This is a genomic window from Kitasatospora sp. NPDC058046 (assembly GCF_042885595.1).
Taxonomy (GTDB): Bacteria; Actinomycetota; Actinomycetes; order Streptomycetales; family Streptomycetaceae; genus Kitasatospora.
Map to the genome: position 1 here is coordinate 1 of NZ_JBHVRS010000049.1, position 19340 is coordinate 19340.

At 71.5% G+C, this 19340-nt stretch carries 13 protein-coding genes and 2 pseudogenes; 9 read left to right on the top strand and 6 right to left on the bottom strand.

Features of this window, described 5'->3' with window-relative positions:
• The 7 genes and pseudogenes from ACFVU7_RS44355 to ACFVU7_RS44385 all read left to right on the top strand — a co-directional run.
• Positions 1 to 426: DUF4192 family protein (locus ACFVU7_RS44355; protein WP_388052307.1), on the top strand; the 426-nt coding region annotated here is incomplete at its 5' end.
• 1108 nt (positions 427 to 1534) lie between these two features.
• Positions 1535 to 2734: a type I-U CRISPR-associated RAMP protein Csb1/Cas7u gene (gene cas7u, locus ACFVU7_RS44360; protein WP_388052309.1), complete on the top strand. Its 1200-nt coding sequence runs from the start codon at positions 1535 to 1537 to the stop codon at positions 2732 to 2734.
• A 3-nt stretch (positions 2735 to 2737) separates the two neighbouring features.
• Positions 2738 to 4201 (top strand): type I-U CRISPR-associated protein Csb2, encoded by a 1464-nt coding sequence (gene csb2 / locus ACFVU7_RS44365; RefSeq protein ID WP_388052311.1) that lies wholly within the window; start codon positions 2738 to 2740, stop codon positions 4199 to 4201.
• A gap of 6 nt (positions 4202 to 4207) precedes the next feature.
• Positions 4208 to 7237: a type I-U CRISPR-associated helicase/endonuclease Cas3 gene (gene cas3u / locus ACFVU7_RS44370; protein WP_388052314.1), complete on the top strand. Its 3030-nt coding sequence runs from the start codon at positions 4208 to 4210 to the stop codon at positions 7235 to 7237.
• Between the two features lies 1 nt (position 7238).
• On the top strand, positions 7239 to 8180 hold the full coding sequence (locus tag ACFVU7_RS44375; protein ID WP_388052317.1) for a hypothetical protein: 942 nt from the start codon (positions 7239 to 7241) through the stop codon (positions 8178 to 8180).
• A gap of 2701 nt (positions 8181 to 10881) precedes the next feature.
• Positions 10882 to 11184 (top strand): SitI3 family protein, encoded by a 303-nt coding sequence (locus ACFVU7_RS44380; RefSeq protein WP_388052320.1) that lies wholly within the window; start codon positions 10882 to 10884, stop codon positions 11182 to 11184.
• A gap of 216 nt (positions 11185 to 11400) precedes the next feature.
• Positions 11401 to 11641, top strand: a pseudogene (locus tag ACFVU7_RS44385) (IS5/IS1182 family transposase); the annotation flags it as partial.
• A 389-nt stretch (positions 11642 to 12030) separates the two neighbouring features.
• Here ACFVU7_RS44385 and ACFVU7_RS44390 read toward each other — a convergent pair.
• From ACFVU7_RS44390 to ACFVU7_RS44405, 4 genes are all read right to left on the bottom strand, one after another.
• Positions 12031 to 12204: a hypothetical protein gene (locus ACFVU7_RS44390; RefSeq protein WP_388052323.1), complete on the bottom strand. Its 174-nt coding sequence runs from the start codon at positions 12202 to 12204 to the stop codon at positions 12031 to 12033.
• A 208-nt stretch (positions 12205 to 12412) separates the two neighbouring features.
• Positions 12413 to 13141: a phytanoyl-CoA dioxygenase family protein gene (locus ACFVU7_RS44395; protein WP_388052325.1), complete on the bottom strand. Its 729-nt coding sequence runs from the start codon at positions 13139 to 13141 to the stop codon at positions 12413 to 12415.
• Positions 13142 to 13156: 15 nt separating this feature from the next.
• Positions 13157 to 14032, bottom strand: coding sequence for an NDP-sugar synthase (locus tag ACFVU7_RS44400; protein WP_388052328.1), 876 nt, complete (start codon positions 14030 to 14032; stop codon positions 13157 to 13159).
• A 62-nt stretch (positions 14033 to 14094) separates the two neighbouring features.
• On the bottom strand, positions 14095 to 14634 hold the full coding sequence (locus ACFVU7_RS44405; RefSeq protein ID WP_388052331.1) for an NUDIX hydrolase: 540 nt from the start codon (positions 14632 to 14634) through the stop codon (positions 14095 to 14097).
• A gap of 227 nt (positions 14635 to 14861) precedes the next feature.
• Here ACFVU7_RS44405 and ACFVU7_RS44410 point away from each other — a divergent pair, with 227 nt between their 5' ends.
• Positions 14862 to 16025, top strand: a complete 1164-nt coding sequence (locus tag ACFVU7_RS44410) for a hypothetical protein (protein ID WP_388052335.1) — start codon at positions 14862 to 14864, stop codon at positions 16023 to 16025.
• A 39-nt stretch (positions 16026 to 16064) separates the two neighbouring features.
• On the opposite strand, the gene ACFVU7_RS44415 is transcribed toward ACFVU7_RS44410, so the two are convergent.
• Together ACFVU7_RS44415 and ACFVU7_RS44420 are read right to left on the bottom strand one after the other, a co-directional pair.
• Positions 16065 to 16613, bottom strand: a complete 549-nt coding sequence (locus ACFVU7_RS44415; protein ID WP_388052341.1) for a hypothetical protein — start codon at positions 16611 to 16613, stop codon at positions 16065 to 16067.
• A gap of 85 nt (positions 16614 to 16698) precedes the next feature.
• Positions 16699 to 17313 (bottom strand): annotated as a pseudogene (locus ACFVU7_RS44420) (hypothetical protein); the annotation flags it as partial.
• A 75-nt stretch (positions 17314 to 17388) separates the two neighbouring features.
• On the opposite strand from ACFVU7_RS44420, the gene ACFVU7_RS44425 reads away from it, so the two are divergent.
• Complete coding sequence (locus ACFVU7_RS44425; protein ID WP_388052338.1) at positions 17389 to 19230, top strand: hypothetical protein; 1842 nt, start codon at positions 17389 to 17391, stop codon at positions 19228 to 19230.
• Positions 19231 to 19340: the final 110 nt, after the last annotated feature.

Genomic DNA, 19340 nt, shown 5'->3' on the forward strand with positions numbered 1-19340 from the left:
GCCAACGCCGCTCCTGCGGGGGCGCCCAGGCTGCGCGACAACCGTCCGACCACGGAAAGATCCACGATGTTCACGATCCACAACGACGCCAACGCGACCGCCGACGACCAACTGCTGCTCGGCGGAGGAAACGACTCCTTGGAAGACCTCACCCCGGACCAGACGGCAGACCTGATCGTCGGGTTGAGGCACCGGCCCCTGCGGGACGTCGCGCTCGGATACATCGAACCGAAGGAGTTGCCGCGTGCCCGGGAGCCATGGGCGCTGCTGGCCCGCTGCTGCGCCAGCGCCACCATGATCTTCGTTGCCGCGCTCCTGACCCTTGCGGCGTTCACCGCAGCCGTCGCGGGGAAGGCCCCGGCCGAGACCGTAGCCCTCGAACGGGCAAGGGCCGCCGACCCGGCTACCTTCTGGCCGGGCTCCTGACGGAAGCATTCGAGATGACGGGCTCCGTGGACGACATCGCCGACGAGTTCCGAGAGGAGAGCGAAGCCCCTCTTCACGGCCGGACCAACTGACCGCCAGGTCCGAGGTGGGTACCGCAGCCCTGCCCCGGACCTCTGCGACGGCCAAGGGGGACACCGTGAAGTACAGCGAAGCGCAGCCCGACGGTGACGCGTCGCCGGCCGTCGCCCCCACCATAGGAGCGGTCTGGGTCTTCGCCCGCCAGTGCGACACCTGCATCTACCGGCCCAGGCAACCTGATGAACCTCGCCCCGGGCCGCGTGCGACAACTCGCCACCGAGGCCCGCGCCGCCAATGGACGCATCGTCTGCCACTCGACCCTGCCCGTTCGGTCCTGTGGAGTACCCGGACGCCAAGAAGCGCACACCACCAAGCATCTCCTCCATGTTCGCCTCCACAAGAAGCTGGAAGCGACGGTCCCGCCCTCGACATGGCGTACGACCCCGCCAGCAACACGGAAGACCTGCAGCCCTGCCATCCACCCCCCAGCGCACCACCCGCCAGCCCGCCCGGCATTGAACGGGAAGCCATGCATGCCGGGAACCGGACAATCTAGACTCTGTTGTTTTTGTCGCACTTCACGGTAGGTGGGGATGGAGGGGGTGCGATGAGTTCGGCCGGTCCGGCCGGGGTACCGGGCTGGGGTTCTGTTCGTAGTGCGCGCCTACTGCTAACGGTCGAGCAGGAGGTTTTTCACCCGAATCATGCAACAAACGGCCCGGGAGGGGCTAGGCTCGAAGATAGAGCACGAATTGGAGATCCTGAATCGTCGTACCGCTCGCTGGGGTTGCAACCGGCTGAGGCTGTTGTCCAGGTGCGAGGGGAGGCCCGTTCTGCCGGTGCGCAGCCACATGCGGTCGATCCCTCTTGCGACTCTTCGTGCGAGTTTGGCACGGCTCCTGGGATTTTCTGGGGCGGGCATGTCCGCCGGACTGGTAACGAGCGTCGTACTATCCGATGGTCCACGCCACCAATTAGGTGGGGCGAGCGCCGCCAATCTCATGCCGTCTGGCTGATGCGCCGTCACCCCAGGAATTCCTCACAGACGGTGCTGGGCTGAGGAGACATCATGGCCAGGAATGTGCATCAACAATTGTATGACCGGTTCGGTGAGGCCGTGTGTGGTCGATCGGACGATGCAGGGGTACGGATCACTTCGTTCTACGAGCCGCTGGCAGGCCCCGGGACTCCCGTGGCGCCGACGACGGTGAAGAAGAACGAGGACGAACGCCTCCCGGCCCAGCTGTTCGAGGACCGTTGGATCGAGGGCGCCCGGACACGGGTGGCGTGGCTGGACCAGTACCAGTCGCAGGCGAACCGGTGCGAAATCGCGCTGGCCGAAGAAGTGGAGCGCGGCGCACTGGAACTGCCACATATCGTCTTGACGGCACAGGTGGACGGCCAGGTACTGCCGATGACCAACCTGCACGCGCCCCACCGCTCCAGGGACGCGTACTTCCGTGACGCGCAGGACGCGGCAGGCACGTCCTTCGACGACACCGTGCTCGGGAAGGCGTTGCGCGATGTCCACCCGTTGGACATGCGGCCCTACCTGGAGGGGGTGCCGTCGGACCTGGTGTTCGGGGTGTGGGACTCGCATCGCAAGCGCCGGATACAGACTCGGGTGCCGCGGGTGTACGCCTCGGAGATGATCGGGGTGGATCCGCTGGAGGGGACCAAGGCGGCGGGGCGGCGCGACGAGTGGCTGTTCCCGGGGGACCGGGTCGTGCTGACCAAAGACGGCTCGTGGCAGCCGGCCGAAGGCGAAGGTGCGAAGGGCACGGTGCAGCCGTCCAAGATCGGGCACGGCTCGATCCCGCCGACCCCGTCGCTGGGCCCGGTGGTGGTCACCTCGATCGTGCGCCACGCGAACGTGGCGGGCGCGGGGTTGCAGGCGCTGCGTTTCGGCGACGCCGGCGAGGAGTACACGCGCGCCGCGCGGGTGCTGCTGGCCGCGCTGGCGTTGCTGGCCGACCGGCTCGCCTTCGCCACTGCTGGCCTTCGGCTGCGTTCGGGCTGTGACCTGGTGCTGGTCGGTGAGCGCGTCGAGTGGGTACGCCGCGGTCGCGACGGCGTGGCGGGAACCGAGCCGCTGGACCTGCCCGGGCCTGAACAGGCCTTGCGGTTCTTCGAGTTCGCCCTCGACCGGGCCCGCAAGGCCGGTCTGGTGTGGGACGGCGCGGCTGTGGAACTGGTGCCCAAGCCGCAACTCGCCGCCGCGATCAGGCGCTCCTTCACGTTCACCGGCATCGGTGAGGTGGAGGTGTGAGCCATGTGCCTGCACGTGACCGTCCAAATGATGACCCCCCTCTACCAGGCAGCCCAGTCAGGTGACCCGGACCGCCCCGAGTGGCCCCCGCACCCGGCCCGGCTGTTCAGCGCCACGGTGGCGCACGCCGACCTGAGCGACGCCGCCCAGTGGGCCGCGCTGCAATGGTGGGAACGCCAGCAGCCCCCGGTGATCACCGTGCCCGCACGCACCGCCCGACCCGACCATCCACGCTGCGCCTGGGTGGTCAGCCACAAGACCGATCCGGACGGCCGCCATGCCCGGTATCCCGGACGGACCGCGGGCGGGCAGATGAGGACGTGGGCGCACACCGCGGTCGACGGCGACCGGCTGGTGTTCACCTGGCCGCAGGAACCGCCCGCCCACACCGCCCGGCTGCTGGATGCGATGGTGCGCCGAATCCCCTACCTGGGCCGCGCGACCGGCGCGGTGGTGGTCGACGCCTGGTGCGGACCCGAGATCGAGCCGGACCCGGCCGCCGCGCAGCCGCTGGAGCGCTGGGTGCCGGCCACCGGGCCCGGCACCCCGGGAGCGGCCGCGGTGCGCGTGCCGTTCCCGGGCTACCTGCAGGCGCTGGAAGACGCCTTTGAGCAGGACCAAGGAGCGTGGAGCACGGCCTCCACTATCCCCTACCAGCGCACCTCTACGCTCCCGGAGCCCGAGCCGGCCTCCGTGAACGGGCCATTCGCCGATGTGATCGCGTTCAGCCTCGCTCCCGGGGTGACGCTGGACCCCCGCGCGACCATGGACCTCACCGGCGCACTCCGCGGCAAGCTCCTAGGCGTCCTGCGCACGATGGGACACACCGACGACCAGCTGACCAGCATCCACGGACACCGCGACCGCGCAGCCGACGGCCGGCCCGTTGCCTACCTAGCCCTGCCGTTCGTCGGCCACCCGCACGCGGACGGTCTGGTCCGCGGCCTGGCCCTGGCCCTACCGGCCGGCATGCCGGCAGGGGAGCGGAAGGCCCTTCTTGCGGCGGTGTTCCATCACGACGGCGGGCTGAGCACCATACCGGTCCGCTCGCTGGGCACCACGCTCGCGCTGCGCCGGGTCATGCTGGGGGAGCGGCGTGAACGGCGCACCGTCCTGCCTGACGCCTGGACAGCGGACTCCACGACGTGGGCGAGCGCCACGCCGGTCGTTCTGGACCACTATCCGAAGGCTCACGACCCGTACTGGGCCAAGGCTCTGGTAGCGACCTGTGCGAAGGCCGGGCTGCCCAGCCCTGTGGAGATGCGGATCAGCCGCCACGAGCCACTGCTGGCAGGCTCCCACGACGTCGGCTTCTACCACCGGCGCAGAACGCCCGGGTACACGCCGACGCCACCGGCCTGCCACGTCGTCCTGACCTTCCCGGAGCCGGTCCGCGGACCGGTCCTGCTGGGCCGCGGCAAGGACTTCGGCCTGGGCCTGTGCTGGCCCCACCCGGAGCCGAGGTGACGGGCGATGACCACCCTGGCCCAGGACTTCACGCGCTACGTCCGCGAAATCCACCACCACGCCCACTGCCCGCCCACCACCCGCGCCGCGAACTGCCGCGCCTGCCGCAGCTACCGCCCGTTCCCGTGGCAGCTGCGCTACCTGAAGGCCGCAGCCGGCGGCCGCTGGCCAGACCTGGCGATCCCCACCGGACTCGGGAAGACGAGCCTGGTCGACATCTGGCTCTTCCTCCTGGCCCGCCAGGCCGACCTCGGCGCCCAGCGTAGGGTGCCGCTGCGGCTGGTGACGGTCGTGGACCGCCGCCTCGTGGTCGACCAGACCTTCGAACACGCCCGCCAACTGGTCCGGGCCCTGGAGGAGGCCGAGGCTGGCAGCGACCTCGCAGGCGCCGCGGCCGCCTTGCGCCGCCTCGCCCACGGTCCCACCCCGCTGGTCACCGCGCGGATGCGCGGCGGGCAGCAGTGGGCCTCACGCTGGCTGACCAACCCGGCCCAGCCCGCCGTCGCAGTCTCCACCATCGACCAGGCCGGCAGTCGCCTGCTGCTGCGCTCCTACCAGGACAGCCCCCGCTGGGCACCGATCGAGGCCGGCCTGATCGGCATCGACGCCCTGTGGGCCATCGACGAAGCCCACCTCGCCCAAGCCCTCCTCGCCACCGCCACGGACTGCGCCGCCGAGCAGACCACCGCCACCGACAGCGTGCTTGCCGACCGGGCCCTGACTGCGCTCGCCATGACCGCCACCATCGGCACCGGTGCCGACGCCAGGGACGCCCTCTCCGTCGTCGACGACGACCGCGCGGATCCCGTCGCCGGCCCCCGCCTCAACGCCCGACGCACCGTCAGCCTCCTCGACGCCAGCGGCTGGTCACGGGACTCCGCGGACGCCTTCGCCCGCGCCGCCGAGCAGTGCCTCGAACTCGTCCTGCCACACCTGGAACTGCCCGCCGTCGCGGTGGTGGCCAACACCATAAGCCACGCCCGCGCCGCCCACCGCCGCCTCGCCACACGCAAGGACATCGACGTGCTCCTGCTGATCGGACGCTGCCGCAGCGCCGAACGCGACCTGCTCCGCACCGGCACGCTCGCCGAACTCCTCGCCGGCATCGCCCCCGCCCGCCCCCGACCGCTGGTCGTCATCGCCACCCAGACCATCGAAGTCGGCCTGGACATCTCCACCGGCGCGCTGATCAGCGAGAACGCCGACCTCACCGCCCTCGTCCAGCGGCTGGGCCGCCTCGACCGCTACGGCACCCTCACCTCAGCACCCTGCACCGTCATCCGCGCCTCCACGGGCACCGAACCCCGCATGATCCCCGTCTACGGACAGGCAGCCCACTACACCTGGCAGTGGCTCACCACCCTGACCCCCGTCCGCACCCACCCCGGCCAGCAACTCCCGCACGACGCCGTGGTCATCAACCCGACCACCCTGCCAGAACTCCTCGCAGACACCGACACCACCACCCTGCGCTGCGGCGGACCACACATCCCCCGCCTGCACCGACGCCTAATCGACACCTTCACCCACACCGCCCCCCAACCTCAGCCACCCGAAGCCCCAGGCCCCTTCCTGCACGGCCTGACCACAGCTCCACCCGACGTCGACGTCCTATGGCGCGCCGACCTCACCGCCCCCGACACCGCCCACTGGACCGACCGGCTGCGCCAGAACCCACCCCACCCCGCCGAAACCGTCACCGTCCCGGTCACCGCGCTGCGCCGACTCCTCACCGCCCAATCCCCTGGCGACACAAGCGACCTCGAAGGCGCCGACTCCACCGAGACACCACCCCCGGGAACCCACCGGCTGGCCGACCTGGTCCTGCAACGCGAAGCGGACGGAACCTGGCAACCCGTCACCGACCCGGCACGCATCCGCCCAGGCGCCACCGTCGTACTGCCCAGCGCCTTCGGCGGTCACGACGCCTACGGCTGGACCGGCCACCCAGGCCAGCCGGTCCCCGACCTCGCAGACCACCCACCGGCCACCACCGCCACCACACCACTACGTGCCGACCCCCACGTCCTCGCCAGCACCAGCGGCATAGACACGGCCCTGTTCGCCACGCCGATCACCGCCGCGGTGACCGCACTCCAGGACAACGACTCCCAGCCCCCACCAAGCCCCACCCGGATCGTCCACACCCTCCTCGACACCCTCGCAGACCTCCTGCCCGACACCGCCCCCACCGACCAGGCGCAGCGCTTCGCCCCACTGCTGCGCCACCGCCTGCACGCGCTGCGGCAGGTCCCCGCTTGGAGCAGCACCGACACCACCCGCGGGCGCGACCGCCGCCACGGCCTGTTCCTCATCGAGGACGGACCCGGCCCGCGCCTGCTCCTCATCCCACCGAACACCGGCCTGGCCGCCGCCATCGACGACGAGGAGAGTGACGCCAGCAGCCTCACCCGCCCCGTGGCCCTGACCACCCACCACCACCAGGTCGGCCGGCGATCCCGCGACTACGCCAACGCACTCAACCTGCCCGAACCCCTCGTCCGCGCCACCGAACTGGCAGGCCAGGGACACGACTGGGGCAAGCTCCACCGGCGCTTCCAGGGCATGCTCTGCCAAGGCGACACCCTGTACGCGGAATCACTCAATGCCCCGCTCGCCAAGTCCGGCACGGACCCCGCCGACCGCGCCGGCCGCCGCGCCGCGGCCCGCCTGGCCGGCTGGGACCCCCGACTCCGCCACGAAGCCCTCAGCGCCGCCGTGATGAAAACCTGGCTCGCCACCGACCCACCCGCCGCACGTGGCTGCGACCACGAACTGGTCACCCACCTCGTCGCCGCTCACCACGGCCACGCCCGCCCCCTGCTGCCCGAAACCCCCGACCCCAACCCGGTGGCCATCACCTGCCGCATGCCCGACCACCGCACCGTCACCGTCTCCAGCACCGCCATCGGCACCGACTGGAGCCACCCAGACGCCTTCCAGGCCCTTACCCGCCGCTACGGCCCCTGGGGACTGGCCCTGCTCGAAACGGTCGTCCGCCTGGCCGACATCGCCTGCTCACAGGAAGGCACCTGACGTGCACCAACTGGACCTTCCCGCACTGCAAGCAGCCGACCCCCTCGGCATGCTCGCAGCCCTCGGTATCCTCCAACTCACCCACACCGACCTCGACAACCCCTCCCTCCACTGGTCCGGCCCCACCGGCCACGCGATCCTCACCACCAACCGCCACCTCGACCACGACACCCTCGCCACGATCCTCGGCACCTACCTCCCACCGCCGGGCGCCGCGGACCCGCTGCCCCAAGCCCCCGAGATCCTCACCGAACACCCCCACACGACCAACCACAACGACGCCCTGCGCGAACCCATCGACCACGTCCACCAACACGTGCACACCGCCGCCACCGCCCAGCGCGCCAACCCCCACGACCAACGAGCCGACTACTACACCTCATTCATCAACCAACTCGCCTACGACGAGAACACCCCCGACCACCCCACCCAGCTCACCCTCCACTACGCCCCATGCGGCCAGATGACCCTCGCACGCACCTGGACCAAGACCGTCGAAGCATGCCTGAACGACCCCGACCAACTCCGCACCGCCCTGACCGGCTGGATCCGCCAACCCGGCTACGCCGGCGCCAACCTGGACCAACGCGACCTCGGCGACAGCCACCTCAACACCACAGGACACCCACGCCGCCAAGCCGCCCCCGGCCCCAACTGGTACGCCCTCCACAGCCTCCCGCTCCTACGGACCACCGGCCCCCTGCACCACCCGGCGGCCACCCTTCACACAGGCCAAAACGACGCCCTGCGCTGGCCCATATGGCACCAGCCCCTCACCCGAGCAGCCGTCGTGACGCTGATCGAACACCCCGCAGTCCAGACCAGTCACCCGAGCACCGAAACGCTCACCAACCTCGGCGTCACCGCCATCTACACCGCCCACCGCGTACGCCGCACCAACGCCAGGGGCCCACTCGCCGCCGGCCACCTGACCTGGCCATAGCCGCCGCTTAACCCGCAAGCACAGTCGCAGAGTTGCGTGATTCGGGTGCCGACACTGAAACGGTCCTTCCCACGGCCACCGCGTCCGATGGGGCGGCGGCTACGATCCTTGACAACTCCACAGCACCACCGTCAACGGCTCGTCGCCCACAAGCCGAGAAGTTCGGAACCCCAAGCACACCACGAAACCCCCGGTCGCACCGAAGCAGAATGCCGGAAACATCTCATATGTGCGTGACTGGGGCGGATGGACGGGCGGAGGGGATTGTAGATTTCCAGCTCGTCTGCTCCGTCCTCGCACCCGCGGGGTGCGGCACCGTCGCAGGACCACCGGCGACCTGCGCCCGGCCGTCACCACCACCCGTCCTCGCACCCGCGGGGTGCGGCACCGTCGCAGGCTGGCCAGCGACCTGGTCCCGCAGTCGGCGCGCCGCGCCGTCCTCGCACCCGCGGGGTGCGGCACCGTCGCAGGGACCGCCGCTCGTCGTGGGGCCCGCTGACCGGTCAGCCGTCCTCGCACCCGCGGGGTGCGGCACCGTCGCAGGGTCCACCGCGCCGCGACCTCACGCAGGATCACCCCCCCGTCCTCGCACCCGCGGGGTGCGGCACCGTCGCAGGGTCTGGTCGTACCGGCCGTACCACAAGGCCCCGTTCCGTTCTCGCACCCGCGGGGTGCGGCACCGTCGCAGGCTGGAGACGATCGTCCGGCTCATCTGCCGGTCGTGCCGTCCTCGCACCCCGTGGGGTGCGGCACCGTCGCAGGTTCATCGACGACGAGACGGGCGAGGTCGAGCAGATCCGTCCTCCCACCCGCGGGGTGCGGCACCGTCCTCGGCTACGCCGTCGACTGGTACCTGCCCGTCCTCGCAGCCACGGGGCTCGGCACCGTCGCAGCGGCAGGTCGGAGAGATCGATGGGCGGTCCGAAGCGCCGTCATCGCATCGACGAGGTTCGGCACCGTCGCAGCTACGATCCGCGCTCGGCGGCGGCCTCTGCGTGTTCCACCGTCCCCACGCCCACGAGGTGCGGCACCGTCGCAGCGCCGCGATCTGGTCTCGCACCGTCAGCGCGATCTCGCCCGTCCTCGCACCCGCAGGGTGCGGCGCCGTCGCAGGGACCAACTGCTCGGCTGGACACTGGAGTCCATGATCCGTCCTCGCATCCGCGGGGTGCGGCACCGTCGCAGCAGCCTCCCGCCGCTGTGCCAGGCCGTCGACCCCGACCCGTTCTCGCACCTGTGGGGTGCGGCATCGTCGCAGGCTGGACAGCCTCCCCGAAGTACCCAAGCCGACCCCCGCCGGGTCCTCCACTCCCACAGGAGAGGCACCGTCGCAGCGGGTACATTTTCAACGCTGGCGCTGGCCAGTGGCCGGCGTCTCCCGCACCCGCAGGTGCGGCACCGTCGGAGGGCAGTCCTGGACCCGCAGCTGGTGAGGTTCGCATCCCGTCCGCTGCACCCACGGGTGCGGCACCGTCGCAGCCCGCCCGCGCCAGTGCCGTTGAGGACAGGCCCGATGCCGCTCCCGCATCCACCGGTGCGGCACCATCGCAGCTGGTCCCACCTGTGCGGCCGCAACGGCACCCCGCCCCCGCACCCACGGGTGCGGCACCGTCGCAGCTCCCCCCGTGCGCAGGAGTGGGAACGCCTGTACAGGTCGTCCCCGCGCCCCACCAGGTGCGGCACCGTCGCAGCGACTCGGATGGACGGGAGACGATGAAGATCGTCCCGGCCGTCCCTAGAGCCGAGAGGTGTGGCACCGCTGTAGGATCCGGCCGTCCAGGGTGGTGCGTACGGTGCGCAGCCGCCCCCGCATCCCCGAGGTGTGGCACCGTCGCAGCTCGCTGATCAACCTGGTCTTGACCCGCGTCGACCGTCGCCCCCGCACCCGTGAGATGCGGCACCGTCGCAGCACCGCAGCCGACCTGGAACGCGCCCGAGCCGAGGACCATTTTCTCACCTGCGAGGTGCGGCGCCGTTGCGGCTCCCCGTCCGGCGCGGTGACCCGGACACCGGTGGCACCGTTCCCGCACCCGCAAGGTGCGCCACTGTCGCAGGTACGCCGACGTCCGGGATGCCGGCCTCGCGTCCCACGCCGTCCCCGCGCCCACGGAGGCGCGGCACCATCGCAGCTCGTAGTCCTCGAAGCGGGCGTTGGCGATGACAGTGCTGTCCCCGCACCCGCGGGGTGCGGCATCGTCGCAGCCGCAGCCCCGAGGTTGTCACCCGCGTCGCCGAGACCATCCCCACACCTGCGAGGTGCGGCACTGTCGCAGCACTGCCACGATGCTGCTCGGCTCCGTGACGGTCGTTCAGCCGTCTCCGTACCTGCGAGGTGCGGCAACGTGACAGCCGCCGGATCGTCGCCGCCTGGGGCGCTCGACTGGAGTCGATCTCAGACCCGCCTGGACGGCCACCATCGCAGGGTTGTCATTAGCGAGGCAAGCTGTCATGCCATCACGCCAAGGCTTGCTATCCCATTGGGCGCTCTACTCGTTGAAGAGAAAGTACGAATCGATGGCGTATACCTACAGCCTTGAGCTGATGCCCCCTGGACCCCGGCCCAGGTCGCCCAGACACTCATCGACGTCGCCCAGCCGCTGCGGCTCTTCGACATCCCCGCGACCGTCGACACATTGGTCGCGAACGGAGCGCCCACCGCGTACGGCACCTGGATCCGGGTAACCCCGCGCAAGCCCATCGCTTGGGGGACCCGCAGATCGGCGGTCGTGTCTTCACCCCGACTGTCTCGGTCGCCTTCCGGCTGGGCAAGGATACCGACCCCTTCGGCCAGCAGGACGACATGACCCGCCTGGCCGACGCCCTCCTCGCGCAGGCACCCGGAGACGCGGTCCTCTACCTTGACTGCGAGGACGTCTGGATAATGCGCCAGGACGGCCAACTGGCCCTCAGCGAGAACTCCGACTTGTGGCCACCGAACCGCCTCGCCGCCGTTTCGGGGCCCTACCGCCGCCAGGTGCACGAGTTCGCCGACAACGAGGACTGACTGCCAGCGCCGTCCGGGAATCCGACCCGGCCCCTCGTCCGTCCTGGACACGCCGTCGCCGGCCGGAGGTCCGGGACAGCGACGGCGAGTGCCTCCAGGCGAGAGCTGGCAGCGGCCGACCGAGAGGGCGCCCGAGCCTGACCCGACAGCGCGCTCGCCATTCCGTTTCGGCCTCGGCCCGACCCCGTCGCCCTGGACGACGACTTCCATTGGGACAATCTTCCGCACGCAGTTGTGGGCCTGCTGTTCGGAGTCGACCGCTCCACAGTCACCCGGCCCGTCGCCGAGATACGCACTCTGCTCGCCAGCCGGGGCGGACAGCCCGGACGTGCGGCTGCGGACTCTGGCGGTCGTGTTCGCCTACGCGCAGGTCCAAGGTGTAGTCCTGCGACTGGATGCCACTGAAGTCCAGGTCCGCCCGGCCGGCCACTGGGGCGGCCGGCGGGCGTTCATGGCCGTGCTGGCGGGAGCTCGGCCCAGAGGCGTTGCAGTCCGGTCGTCGCTCGGGCTGCGGATTCGGACAGGTTGACTCGCAGGTGCTGGCCGGGGTAACGGGCCTTCCAGGCGGCTGCGGTTCCGGCGTGCAGGAGGGCGGGGTTGAGACGCAGTCCGTTCACTCCGCACCGGCGGACCGGCGGACCCAGTCCAGGAAGTCCATCTTCTGGAGGCGCAGGTACGGGAACGCCGAGTACCCCGCTACTGGGACAAGGCCGTCGGCGAAGGCGAGGGGGCTGGCAGGTCAGGTGAGCAGTTCGCTGTTGCTGCGGAAGCGCCGGCCATGACGGTCAAGTGGGCGTGGATCTGGTGGATCGTGGCTGCATCGGGCCGGCCGTGACCGTGGACGATCTACTGTGCCATCTCGCGACGCTTGTCGAGGAGTTCGATCAGGCCGTTGGCCGCGTGGAGGAGAGCTGCGTGGAGGACCATGAGGAGCGCGGCCAGCGAGGATCTGGTCGGGGCGCGGTCGAAGGCGTCCGCGGACAGGTGCTGCTGCCGGGGGCGGTTGCGGGTGATGATCAACCTCCGTGAGTTCGAGATCTCCGAAGGCGCCGTTGGCGGGAACCCAAGGGTATAGACCGCACCATGCCAGGATCTGGCACTGCGGTTGGCGACGCGTCGCGGAACCCGCGGCGTGGTTGGGACGCTCGAACTTGTTCTGCGCCACGGGCCGGGTCGGTCGTCACCGTCGTTGGAACGGGGGACCGGCTCGGCCCGGCTCGATCCGAGGTCAGTTCGGTCGGTCGTTGCCCCGGTACAGCTGGGCGCCGGCGACGACGATCTGACGGTCCGGGTCGGGGTGGGCGTTGAGTTCGTCGGCGGCGCGGTAACCGAGGACCACGCTGGTGCGGGTCGTTCCGCCGGTGTTCTGGCCGGCGGTGTGGAAGACGGTGCCGTCGAAGAGCAGGACGCCGCCAGCGGGGACCGGCACCGGGACTGCCTGGTCCGCGAGCTCGGCGAGTTCGGGGTGCTCGTCCATCCACGTGCCTCCGCCATCGGGCTGCGGCACGCCGACGTAGGGGGCGCGGTGGGAGCCGGGGACGATCCAGGTGCAGCCGGTCTCCACGGTGGCGTCCTCGAAGTACACGACGACGGTCAGCAGGCCGCGGGTGGGCTGGAGGATGTCGCGGTGCAGCCGCACCTCCTGGGCGCCAGAGGCGTTGAGGGAGCCCTGGTTGTGCCGGTTGAGCACGTAGATCACGTTGGGGCCGAGCAGCGCGGTCAGCGGCCCGGTCAGGGCGGGGTGGGCGACGAGACGGTGCATCAGGGCGCGGTCGTGCTGGTAGAGCCGGTACACCTTGGCCTGGCCAGCGGGCAGGCGGGCGGCGCGGGCGCGGACCACCTCGGCCACCTCGCCGAGGAGGTCACCGGGCAGGCCGGGGTCGGGCAGGCGCAGGTAGCCGAGGTCGCGGAAGTGGCGGGCCTGCTGCTCGGTCAGCGTGGACAGTTCGGTGAACACGGTGCTGATCCCCTTTCAGGCGGTGGTGCGGCCGAAGGCGGCCAGGCGGTCGGGGGTGCCGAGGTCGGGGGCCGGGGTGCGGATGTCGTAGGCGCCGACCGAGTGGCCCTGGCTGATCGCCCAGGGCATGAACTGCCGGTAGAGGTCGGCCTCGGCCGGGTGGGCGAGGCGTCGGGCGTACTTCTCGAACAGCGCCCAGAACTGGGCGGGGGCGAGGATGACGGCGCCAGTGCTGGTGGCCTGCCGCAGGCCCTGGCGGCTCCCGGCGGGCAGGGTGGCGTCAACGCCTTCCAGGGCGTGGACGACGAACTCGCCCTCGGGGTCCAGGAAGAGCCGGCCCGCGTTCTGTGCGCCCTGGCCAGGCGCGGTGGTCACGGTCCACGTCACCGCCGCCGAGCGGGAGTGGTGGGCGGCGACGGCGGAGGGCAGCAGGGTGAACGGGAAGAGGGTGTCGGCGGGCAGCACCACCGCGGCCGGGGTGTCAGGCAGGTGGTGCAGGGCGGCGTAGGCGGCACCGGCGGTGCCGAGCGGGTGGTCTTCGCGGTGGACGGTCAGGTCCACCTGGCGGGCTGCGTGGGTGAGGGCGTAGGTCTCGACGGCTTCGGCGCCGGTGGCCGGGTCGGTGCTGGTGAGCACGGCGATGCGGCGGAACCCGGCGGCGGCGAGCTGGGTGAGGGCGTGTCCGAGCATCGGGGTGCGGCCGGCGGGGGTATCGATCGGCACCAGCACCTTCGGCGTGCCCTGCAACTCGGGATCGGCGGCGGTCCGCAGCCGGCTGCCCTTGCCGCCGGCCAGGACCAGGGCGACGGAGCGGGCGGGCAGGGAGACCAGGGTGCTGGTGTAGTAGGGGGCGGCGAGGTGGGTGGTGTCGGTGGTGCTCCGTTCGGTCACGGGGGTCCTCCCGGGGTGGGCGGGTGAGCTGGGGGTGCCGGGCCCGCCCGCCCTCTCCGGGGTTACAGGAGCTGGAGGCAGTCCAGGGCGAGGTAGGCGGCGGCGGTGTCGGTCATCTCGCCCCTGCGGAGCACGGTGGTGCGGAACTCGGGCAGGGGAAGGGTGACGACGTCGATGAATTCGGTGCGCTCCGGGGTCGGCTCGGCGACCTTGACGCAGTTGGTGGCGAAGAAGGCGATACGCAGGGCGTTGGAGTAGGCGTCGTGCCAGTACGGCCCGGCGGCGTGGACTTCGCCCTGGTAGCCGGTCTCCTCCAGCAGCTCCCGGGCGATGGCCTCGGCCGCCTGCTCGCCGGGCTCGATGAAGCCGCCGGGGAGTTCGTACAGCTCGCGTGCGGGGCCGGGCCGGTACTGGCGGGCGAGGATGACGTGCTGATCGGGGGTGAGGGCGAGCACCGCGCCGGCCGGGCGCTCGCGCTTGAGGTAGAACTCCTCCTTCCGTCCGTCGGGCAGCTCGAAGTCGACGCGGTCCACGGACCGGCCGAACTTGCTGAAGACGGTGGTGCGTTCGATCTCGCGCCACGACGCGGTGGTGTCGGTCATGGCTGGACTGTACGACCCAGGGCCGGCCCCAGGCGCCCATTGCGCCGCCTGCTTGCGGTCGGCCCCTGACGGCGAGCGGGGCACATCCAGGAGACCACCTGATCGGGTGAAGGTGGCAGGGCAGATCGGTAGGCAGTCCAGGCGGCGCTCGGTACGCTGAGTCCTCGTCCTGAACCGAGAGTTGGGGGTGGGACGCCGTGGTGAACGCGCTGTTCAGGCGTGCGCGGATGGCTCTGAATCTGACGCAGCGCCAGCTCGCCGACCAGGTTCGAGGGGTGGTCGAGGCGGCGACCGGGCGGGAATCGTCGTTTGACGCTGGCTACGTCTCGCGCATAGAACGTGGCCTCATCACCTGGCCGCACGAGCACTACCGGCAGGCCCTCTGTCTGGTGTTGGGGGTGGGGACGGCGGCCGAGCTGGGCCTGGTCGCCAAGCAGATCCACCACGATCATCCCGATGAGGTGAGTGACTCGAACCGCCGAGACGTTCTAGCCGTCGCGCTGGCCGCCATGCTGCCGCCCGCCCGGCCGGTCTCCCGCCTGCGCAGGGCAGATGTCGCCGCGATCGCCGAGCGCACCAGCGTGCTGGAGCACTGGGACCGCACCTCCGGTGGCCGGGCCGTGCGCGACTTCGCACTGCGCGAGCTGCAAACGGCCATCAACCTCACCGCGGCCTCCACGACCCCCGCCGTGCGTACCGCGCTGCTCGGCGCGATCACCCGCCTGGCCAACCTGACCGCCTGGTCCAGCTTCGACGCCGGCCTGTACGACGAGGCCCGCCCGCTGTTCCAGCTCGGCCTGACCGCCGGTCGCGAGTACGGCGACCCCGGGCTGCTCTGCCACTTGGCCACCAACGCGGCTCGGCAGGAGATCCACCTGCGCCGCCCCGACCAAGCCCTTCTGCTGGCCGGGCAGGTGGACGGGCGCCTGCCCGCCGCCGCGCGGGCGATGCTCGCCGCTGTCACCGCCCAGGCCCACGCCCTGGCCGGTGACGAGCGGCAGTCGGCCCGGCACCTGCTGGCCGCCGAGCGCACCTACGAGCGCGTCACCGATCTCGCCGCGGGGCCGGTCTGGACGCAGACGATCACCGCCGCCAAGGTCGGAAGCGATACCGGCTTCGCCCTCTACCTGCTCTCCGCCACCACCGGCCGCCACAACCCCCAGGTCGTCGCGGATCTGCGCCGGGCCGCCGAGGCTGACACCACCCGGGCCCGGGTGCGGGCGATGGCCACCGCGCGCCTGGCCGCCGTGCTCTACCGGCAGGGCGACCGCACCGAGGCCGACCACCACGCTGCCCAGGCCGCCGCGCTCGCGGCCACCGTCGGCTCCGCCCGCCTGGCCTCCGCCCTCACCGATATGCACCGCGCCGCCGGTCCGCTGACCGCCCGGTGACGACGTACGGCCTGCCCGACTTCGCCGAAGCGCAACGGCTCACTGTGACGAAGCGGCCGACCCGCGCCCGTCGGGAGTCGACTTGCGCAGGGCGTACTCGACGACACCTTCCTGTTCCACGGTCGAGGTATAGCGCAGGGCAGCGCCGACGGTCAGGCCGAACAGGTCGCACACGCGTCGGATGTCTCCGCCAGTGGCTTGCGCCTCGTCCAGGATGCGGTCGAAGTGCAGGCGACTGGCCGGTATGCCGAGCAACTCGTTGATCCACACACCGCTGACCGGGGCGGTGCCGCACGCGGTGGTCAGCGAGATGAACAGGTGCTCGTTGGCCGTCCTGGGCCAGCGGTGGGTGCGGTATCTCAGGTAGGCGTTGAGCCTGCTGCGGACCTCGGGCGCGAGGAGGATGCGCCGGTCTCCGAGAAACAGCCGGCCGTCGCGCACGTCCGTGGTCTTGAGCGTTCGCAGCTGTCCGCTGGTCAGGGCGTGGAAGACCACCAGGGCGGCCAGTGCCGCTCGGGTCCGGTCGCCGTCGAGGACCTGCCGCAGTGTCTCGGGCTTCACCGGGAGCGGGGTGGTGCCGGGCGGCATGCCGCAGAAGATCCGCATTGTCCGCCGGGTCGCCGGTCAGCGCGCGGTAGTCCGGCCACTGGGCCGGGATGATGCCGTAGCGGGCCACGACGTCCGCGCCTGTGATGTGGCGCCGGTACTCGGCGAGCATCGTGTTCAGCAGGCGCACCTCGGGGTCGGCGAGCAGCTGCAGGAAGTCCTTGTCGCCGCTCATCACGTCCACCGGCCGGCCTTGTCGACGGGCGAGGATAGCCAGGGTCGCGATGACGTCGTCGCCTTCTCAGTCGTTCTGCTCGATCCACCGCACTCCGCTCTCGTCAAGGGAGGCCTTGATGTGCGTGAGGGACTCCATCAGGCCCGGATCCTGCTCGACGGCCCGGTGGGCCTTGTAGCTGTCGTCCTGCTCGACGCGGGACTGGGCGCCGTACTCGGAGTCGAAAACGGCGAACACCTCGTGGTTGGCCGCGTGCTGCAGCTGGGCCTTGCGTAGCAGCGCGGTGAAGCCGAACACGCCAGTGCGGTCGTGCTGCCTGTCACGGTTGTGGATCGGGGGTTGAGGGACATCTCTCTGCCGGAACGTGTGGCAGCGGCAGATCGGCGCGATACCGCAGATAACGGGGCCGCTTCGCGCTTCGCCCGGACCATGTTCCGGCAGGTGGGGAACCGCTCTGCCGCAGACGCACAGACGGCTTCGCGGGCCCGGTAGGCGGCCTGCCGACACGGCCCCGGAATCCTGCCCCGTTCCGTGTTCTTGAAATCAGCCAGCCGCCCTATCCGAAACAGATAGCTTGGGGGCATGGCTCTTCTTCGTCGCCGGCCCATGCCGGACTCTTACGCCATCGCCGACATCGCCTCCCTGACAGGCCTTCACCGGTCTCGGATCTCCCAGCTGCACCAGTCCAACGCCCCGGACTCCCTGCCCAGGCCGGACGGGGCGGACAGCACCGAGGCCCGCCCCCGCTGGGCGCCGGAGACGATCGCGCGCTGGTGCGCGAAGGTCGGCCGCCGCCTCGACCCCGAGATCGCCTCGTGGCTGACGCCGGGCCCCGACGGACCACACCTTCGACGTGCCGATGAACACATCGTCCGCCTGGACCCCGACCCGTCCGCCGGCGCACTGGGTCGCCTCGCCCCCCAGCCGCTCGCCCTGCACGTCACGCACTACGCCCCGGTCAGCGGGAGCGGCCCCTCGGTCTGGCTGGTCACCCCGCTTGCGCCCACCGAGACGATCCACCTCCTCGGCTGGCCCCCGCGCTGGCCCCACGGCCACCCCCTCGCCCACCTCGTCCACGAGATCCTCGCCGACCACGACGGCCCACTGCCCCGCCGCGGCGACGCCCTGCTGGGCACCCTGGTGCTGCTGCCGACCACTGCCAAGCCCGACCATCACCCTCTGGCGGCCGAGGCGCGGCTGCTCGACCTCTACAGCAGCGACATCGACCAGCCCGGCCGGCAGCGCGGCGACGTGCACGACCGCCTGCGCATCAGCCGTCGCCGCGGCGACGACGAGCTGCTCGACCTGGTCCGAGCGATCGGCCACCGCCTGCCGCTGTGGCACGCGGGGTGCGCCACGATCGAGCTGATCTCCGCCTGGGAGCCCGAGCGTGCCGACCACCTCGTGCCCGGCCGCCTCCCGCCACCGCTCGCCCCCGAGTGGTCGTTCCTCCAGAGGTGTGAGGCCACCGCTCGCACCGTGGACGACACGCTGGCCGAGTCCCTGCACCAGCTCGGCGCCTGGCGATGGGACACCGCCTCCCACGACTGGCAACCCGGCCCGTACGGCTACCTCGACCTGCCCGAGGGCTGCGACCCGCAGGTCTGGCAACGGCCGGTGGCCTTCGAGCTGCCCCCGCGTCAGCCCGTCAACGGCGACTTCTGGCAGGCCCTGGAATGGCTGATGGAGGAATCACCCTCCCGGCTCCTGGCCGAGAACGCCGCCGACTACTACGGCGACCCCGCCAGCGCGGGCATCGCCGTGGTGGACCCCCTCCTGCTGCCCCAGCCCGCCCGCGACCACCTCGCCCAGGGCATCACCCCTGCCCCGAAGTCCTCCAGCTACCGGGCGCACCGGGTGGTCGAGGCCTTCGACAACGCGTGCCTGTCCGGCGCGGCCCGCGGCGCCGACCTCGGCCGGTGGCCGCTTCCCGGCGGTCCCACGTGGTGCGCGACCGCCGAAGGGACCGCCCTGGTGGCCGTGCACGTGCCCCGCCGCACCCCCGCCCCCCACGAACCGGTCACGGCCCCGGTCGGGCTGGACAGCGCGGGCGCCCCGGCCGGGCCCGACGAGGTTCCAGTCGGACAGCCGCTGGAGGTGGTCTTCGTCCCCACGGCCACCCCGGCGGTGTTCGTCGGCCTCGTCCTGACCGACACCGACCAGACACTGATGCTCCCGGCCCTCGGCGACGCCGAGACCCTGGCCGCCGCCGTCGAGCATGTCGCCTGGCACCCGGGTGAACGTGCGCTGCCGGTCGGGTTGCCGCGCGCCCGCTCGCGCGCGCTGGTGACCGCCATCGCGGCCCGCCTGCTCGCCGGGACGGCCTGCGTGGGGTGGCAGGAGCTCACCCTGCTCGTCGGCGAGCACGACAAACGCCCCTGCCACTACTGCACCCGGCGGCCGGCCCAACCGCGCCCCGCCTGATCCGCAGCCGGCCCTGCGTGGCGTGGGGGCCGGGGGGAACCACACCCACCGCGCCCCCCACGCACGCCCGACGCACGGGACGGGGGGTGCGCGCGGGGAGCACCAGACCC